5 protein-coding genes are annotated in these 5090 nt (G+C 51.7%); 3 read left to right on the forward strand and 2 right to left on the reverse strand.

The features are described from left to right. Positions 1-320 precede the first annotated feature (320 nt). The gene (locus F8I07_RS02535; protein WP_292655331.1) at positions 321-1241 is read left to right on the forward strand and encodes a hypothetical protein; all 921 of its coding nucleotides are present in this window, start codon (positions 321-323) and stop codon (positions 1239-1241) included. Between the two features lie 20 nt (positions 1242-1261). On the opposite strand, the gene F8I07_RS02540 is transcribed toward F8I07_RS02535, so the two are convergent. Both F8I07_RS02540 and F8I07_RS02545 read right to left on the reverse strand, forming a co-directional pair. Then, positions 1262-2995: a nitrite/sulfite reductase gene (locus F8I07_RS02540; protein WP_292655332.1), complete on the reverse strand. Its 1734-nt coding sequence runs from the start codon at positions 2993-2995 to the stop codon at positions 1262-1264. Next, positions 2992-4137, reverse strand: coding sequence for a multiheme c-type cytochrome (locus tag F8I07_RS02545; RefSeq protein ID WP_292655335.1), 1146 nt, complete (start codon positions 4135-4137; stop codon positions 2992-2994). Before F8I07_RS02545 ends, F8I07_RS02540 begins: the two co-directional genes overlap by 4 nt. 158 nt (positions 4138-4295) lie before the next feature. Here F8I07_RS02545 and F8I07_RS02550 point away from each other — a divergent pair, with 158 nt between their 5' ends. Both F8I07_RS02550 and F8I07_RS02555 read left to right on the forward strand, forming a co-directional pair. Continuing rightward, complete coding sequence (locus tag F8I07_RS02550; protein ID WP_292655338.1) at positions 4296-4619, forward strand: cytochrome c; 324 nt, start codon at positions 4296-4298, stop codon at positions 4617-4619. After that, on the forward strand, positions 4616-5090 hold a 475-nt coding region (locus F8I07_RS02555), incomplete at its 3' end, for a cytochrome D1 domain-containing protein (RefSeq protein WP_292655341.1). The genes F8I07_RS02550 and F8I07_RS02555, both read left to right, overlap by 4 nt.

Consider the following 5090-nt stretch of genomic DNA (forward strand, 5'->3'; position numbering starts at 1 on the left):
GCTGAGATCAACGACACGGTAGCTTTTCTCAAGAGTCTGAGCGGAAAGATCGTCGATTACGGATACTAGCGAAAGCGAAGCTTTCGAATTGAGAATTGAGAATTGAGAATTGAGGATGGAGAATTTTGGATTTAAAGCTTTTTCTCGCTCCTATGCTCCGGCGTGGGAGCGCATGCCCCAAACGATCAGGAAAACCTTTGTCTATTCTCAATACCTCAAAAATCTTTTGAAATATACATAATCTAAGTTTTGAATTATTTGTTTTTTGATAGTATTTAAATACATACATTTCTCTAGTAATAAAAAGCAAAGGAGTCAACATGAAAAGAATCGGTCAAATGTCTCTCTTGAGTGGATTGGCAATCTTTGGAGTGCTCTCGTTCAATATCGCTTCGGCGAAATGTATTACCTGGAAAGGTCGCAACTGGTGTGAAGATGCAACAACCAATTTGGCACGCAATGAGGGTGAATTCCTCGATTATTATTATAAATACGGGTGTCAATTGAATCTATCATGCGATCTGGAGAGCTTCAACGAACATCTGGATGACGAGGTATTCGGCGGTTACTTATTGGAGAGAAATCTCCTCGTGATGTATACCTACCCTTATACACGTTACAATCATGGATGTGAGTATCTCGATACCAATAATCAATTTGAATCGATCGATAAATGTGCGCGGGTAAAGTTCTATCAAGAGGGTCTTGAAGGCGGTTACGGAACCTACAACTGGAGAGTTTATCTTCCCAAACCGGAAGCCAAAGCGCAATTTAGTGTCGGAATGTTCCTCTATAATGACGACAATCATGAGTTGGATTTCGAGTGTGGATACGGCAAAAACAATAGCTCCGGGAAAAAAATCATGTGTTATATGACTTCACAAAACAATCCCTACAGCGCCGGTGATGTCAAGGAAGTCAAGAGCGGTTGGCATACATTCCAGCTGAAACTCGAGCCTCAGAACGATCAATATTACGCTCACTGGCTCATTGACGGTCAGGAAGTGAAAACTCTCCAACTCAATTACGGGGATGAAAAACGATTCAGATTGTATTTCAGTACCGAGAACCTTGCCTTTATCGGTGATGAAGTCCCTCACAAAATCAATTGGACCGCTTTCAAAAACGTCCAATATTATCCGATGAATCACGATGAAACATCAAACAATGAGACGCGAAATTCAAGCACCTATGTGCCTATGTTCCGTAATCATTATAAAAAGCTTTTCAAAAGAAAATAAAGGTTGCAAAAACTAAAGTGCTATCGTTTGGATTGAATCGGTTGTCCTTGGTCTCGGCTTTGATTCCAAAGTCGGTGACTAAGAGCTGAAATCAGCTCCTGCATCTCTTGAATCATTTTGCAGCAGAGAGAGAGGCTCTTTAACTTCTCTCTCAATGTATCCTCTTCACCATCAAAAAAGAGCTTTTGCTCTTTCTCCGTAATTTCATCCAGTTGCCGCAGCAGATACCAGAGCATCAGGGTCTCTTCGCTGTATCGGCTCAGAACGTGGCGGCTTAAATCCTCGAATCGGGGATAGCCGGAGCGGTCGAAATCTTCCGCGATCACCTCGAAGAGCCGGGCGATAGAGCGTTCCGGTACAGCGTAGAAGAGGAGTCGGGCCGGGGCCGGATCGGGTGCTTCCCGTGCTCCGACGAAAACCCGCAGTGCCCGTTCCGTCGGTCCGAAGGCGTTGCTGCGCAGGCCCACCAGACCCAGATCGCTGTGGTGGTGGCGGCCGCACCCTTTGAGGCAGCCGCTGAATCCCACGCTGATCCCTTTCTCAGTGAGGATCGAAAGGGGGAGGCGTTCCGTGTCGTTTTTGATTTCCCAGAGGGAGAGGGGGCAGTAGCGGGAGCCGGCGCAGGCGATGACGCTCCCTTTGGGAGCGGATTGAGAATTGAGAATTGAGAATTGAGAATTGGGGATGGAAGATGACGCCTGGATGGCTTTGGGATCGAAGAGCCAGAGCTCCTGATGGGGGGTGAGGCGAAGGGTGAGGTTTTGGGAACGGGCCTCTTGGACGGCTTTGCTTAGGGTTTCGGTGTCGATTTCGCCGTGACGGCCGAGGCGTTGGATGGACAGGAAATGGTCGTTGTTTTCGGTGCTGCTTCGCATTCGGAGTTCTCCGGCACATGGCAATTTTTGCCCATAGGCCTCTTCGATCCAGGTGCGTAGCTGCGCCATTCCCACACTTTCGATGAGGTGATAGAGGCGGGTCTTGGCCCGGCTGCCGCGTAGACCGTACTCGCGATAGGTCGTCAAGACGGCTTCAAAGAGTTGCTCCGCCTCTTCAGGCGGGCAGAAGATATCGGCATTTTTTGCCGTTTCGCTGTTTTTACCTCCCAGATAGAGGTTGAAGCCCCGGATGTCCTCTTTTTGGGCGAGGGCCAGCAGTAGATCCTGTCCCCAGGGGTTGAAGGAGGGGGTTTCTCTTCCGATGAGGGCGGCGTTGAACTTTCTGGGGAGGGTGCCGATCCATTGGGGATTGCCGATGAATCTTCGATGCAGACGCTCCACGATGGGGGTGCATTCGATCCGCCTGTCGGGAGCATACTGATCCAGCGGGTCCAGCAGGATCCCCCGGAGATTGTCCGTCAGTACTTGCGTGCTCGTCAGCCCCGCTGCTCTGAGCTCCTGCCAGAGGGGATAGACCCGCTTCGGTTTCAGATCATGTAGCTCCATCTGGGAGCGGGCGGTCAGGAGAACCCTCAGATTCTCCCGTTCGGCGATTCGGGCAACGGTTTCCAGTTGTCCCGCCTCGAGGATTCCGCTGTCGAAGCGTAGACGGATCATCCAGCTATCGGGCCGGAGTTTGATGTTGTAGAGGCCGTAATTTTTGAGGTAGAATCGGGTTCGTTCATCCGGGTGATGCCAATCGACGGAGTGCAGATCGAAGCGGGCCGGGGGGAGTTCGGCTTTGAACTGTTCGATCCGGTTGGGTCTGGGAGTCGTGTCCTTGGCAGAAGCCTCTGTTTTGCGGGATGTTCTGTTCATGGTGCGATAGTCCAGCTCCGTTGTCTGATCGGCAGGAAACGGGTCGCTTCCTTTGGGATCCCCGGGATTTTCTTTGCCATGGCGGGATCGACGGGATGGTATCCCAGAGTGAGGGTCAGCAGATCCCCGGGTTTCAGTGAGGTTCTATAGTGAAACGTTCTGCTTTCGTGGGCCCGGATTGTCGAATCTTTCAGAACGCTGTCGGCGAGCCAAGGGGGAGTGGGGTGCCCGTCTTGACCGATCCGACGGAAGAACTTCCGGGAGGGGAGGGGAATCTCCTGTCCGTTGCGGTAGAGGGAGCCCCTCAGTTCTCCCAGGCGCAGCGGCTGGGCAAAGAGGGTATGGGGTGCGGTGTTTTTCAAGACAACGATGAAGCCGTCTTTGGTGGGGTGGTAGTTTAGGTCGATGTATTTTCCCATCCGCTTCGTCCCTTCAGGATCATGAAGGTTGCTGCCGTGATAGGCGTGTCGGGTGCCGGGTTTTTGATTGGCGAGGGGGCCGTCGGTCTTGGGCATATGGCATTGGATGCAGCTCTTGTCTCCGGGACGGCGCTCCACTCCGAGGTCACAGATGGTGAATCCTTTGGCATTCTGCTTGTGGCTGTGGCATCCCAGGCAGACCCCACCGTTGTAATAGAGTTCGTTGTCGTAGTCGACAGTGTGGAAAGGCGAACCGGAGATCCCGCCGAACAATCCTCCGAGAAACGCTGTTTTGTGATAGCGAAGGACCGATCCTTTGCGCTGAGGATCGGCAGCGTAGAAAGTTTTTGTCTCGGGACGGTAGATGATGCGATCGGCCCGGGCATGGTGTTCGATCCGACTAATTCGATGGCAGCTCTGGCAGGCGATGGGTTCTTCGCGCTGGATCGAATTTTCCTTCGGTAGTGTCTTGCCCTGGGTGAGTGCCGGGTCGGAAGGAGTGTGGCAGTGTCCGCAGCTGTAGCGGCCCGCTTTGCGGTCGGGGTGAAGATTCCAGATTGCCCGATGGACAGGATCCCCGTAGATCGAGGCATGGGCATGTATCGAACGGCTGTATTCCCGGTAGATTGTCGGATGACAGGCCTGGCAGGTATGACTGCTTTGGGGATTCCCGGCGGCGAGTATCCCCGGTAGTACCAGGAGTGAAAAGAGAAATGTCTTCATCGGATCTCCCAAAGGTTTCTGCAATCTTATCAATGATTGTCTAATTTGTCTTGACAAATGTCAAGGGCTTTTTGATACGTGTCAACGGGGGGTAAATAAACACTTGCTATGATACCTTTGAAAATCACGGGATCCTCTTCCCGTAGGAGGGATGATCGATGGGTTGTAAACGTATAGCGGCGGGATTGACAATATTGGGGATGAACGCTCTTTTTGCCGCCTCTCCCGTTTCGGGAGAGAAGCTCTTCAAAGCCTACTGCTGGGGATGCCACCATCAGACGGCTGAAGCCTTCGGCCCCTCCTTCCGTACCATCGCCGACAAGCGTACGCGGGAGCAGATCATGGCCCAGATCGTTGATCCCGAGCGCGTCTCCAAAACCCTGGGGTACCGGCGCAACTCCATGCCCGCCTTCAACGACCTCAATGCCACCGAGATCAAGGCTCTCACTGACTTCATTCTCTCATTCAAGGATAAAAAATGAAACGAATACTGATCGCCCTGATCACTCTGATGGGGATCCTCACTTCTCTGAGTGCCCGGGAGAAGATCTTTGTCGTCGAGCGGGAAAACTCCGCCTTGGCGGTGATCGACCATAACCTCCTCGTTGATGAGATTAAACACATGCACAACTTCAACCATGCTGTGGTGAAATTCCGGGACAACGATGGCTATGTGATCACCCGGGACGGCTATGTGATCAAGTTCGACCCCATTCACAATAAAAAGCTCAAGGAGTACAAAACCTCCAAAAGCGCTATCGGTTTTATTATCGGGGCCAACTATCTGGCGGTGGCCAACTATGACAACAAAACCGTCGAAGTGCTCGATCGGGATCTCAACCCGATCCAGACCATCAAAACCGGCAGCCGCAACGTGGGAATCAAGAACTACAAAAACTACCTCATTTTCGAACTGATGGATGCCGATCAGATCTGGGTGATGAAGGATGAGA

Source organism: Nitratifractor sp. (assembly GCF_015487065.1).
Lineage (GTDB): Bacteria > Campylobacterota > Campylobacteria > Campylobacterales > Sulfurovaceae > Nitratifractor.

Bases quoted from the DNA above. Each gene is read 5' to 3' on its own strand.
- F8I07_RS02535 (WP_292655331.1), top strand. From the start codon at position 321: ATGAAAAGAATCGGTCAAATGTCTCTCTTGAGTGGATTGGCAATCTTT.
- F8I07_RS02540 (WP_292655332.1), bottom strand. From the start codon at position 2,995: ATGAACAGAACATCCCGCAAAACAGAGGCTTCTGCCAAGGACACGACT.
- F8I07_RS02545 (WP_292655335.1), bottom strand. From the start codon at position 4,137: ATGAAGACATTTCTCTTTTCACTCCTGGTACTACCGGGGATACTCGCC.
- F8I07_RS02550 (WP_292655338.1), top strand. From the start codon at position 4,296: ATGGGTTGTAAACGTATAGCGGCGGGATTGACAATATTGGGGATGAAC.